This is a genomic window from Pseudomonas sp. MWU13-2100 (assembly GCF_023242365.1).
Classification (GTDB): Bacteria; Pseudomonadota; Gammaproteobacteria; order Pseudomonadales; family Pseudomonadaceae; genus Aquipseudomonas.
In genome coordinates, this window is sequence record NZ_JALLIX010000129.1 from 1 (window position 1) to 735 (window position 735).

A 735-nucleotide genomic window follows, 5' to 3' on the forward strand; every position below is an offset into this window, starting at 1 on the left:
GCCTTGTTCGAAGGGCGGCAGCTAGTCGCCAACTACGGCGCCTTTGTCGCCCTGGTCCGACACCGGGCCGCCTATCTGATCGACGAGCACGGCATTGCCCCCGGCGACCGGGTCGCCCTGTTCATGCAGAACTGTTGTGAATACCTCGAACTGCTCTACGCCATCTGGTGGGCCGGCGCCGTGGCGGTGCCGATCAACTGCAAGCTGCACCCCGTCGAGGCCGGCTGGATCGTCGGCAACGCCGACGCCCGGCTGATTTTTACCGACGGCGGCCAGGTGTTCGCCCCCGAGAGACTGCCCCTGGGTTGCCACGAACTGGATCGAGAGGACATGGGCGCACTCACCTCGCTCACTTCGCCGCCGGACACGCCTTGTCCGCGTCAGGCCGATGACCTGGCCTGGCTGCTCTACACCAGCAGCCCCACCGATCACTCCAAGGCGCTGATGCTCAGCCATGGCAACTTGACGGCCATGTCACAGGGCTGTTCGCCCGAGGTCGCTCCGATCGACGCCGATGAGGCCGTGGTGTATGCCGCGCCGATGTCGCACTGCGCCGGACTTTACAGCCTGATACATGTACGCCGGGCCGCTCGCCATGTCGTCCCGGAATCTCGCGACTTCAAGGCCGACGAGCTGTTCGAGCTGGCGAGCGGCTTCGGCCAGATCACCTTGTTCGTGGCCCCCGCCATGTTCACCGCCATGGTCGAGCAGGGCCGCCGCCAGGGCCACGATGGC

Annotated in this window: 1 protein-coding gene; it reads left to right on the top strand. The window is 66.3% G+C overall.

Translation table 11 applies throughout. The features are described from left to right. A partial coding sequence (locus tag M5B99_RS29675; protein WP_248807464.1) for an AMP-binding protein occupies positions 1 to 735 on the top strand: 735 nt, incomplete at both ends.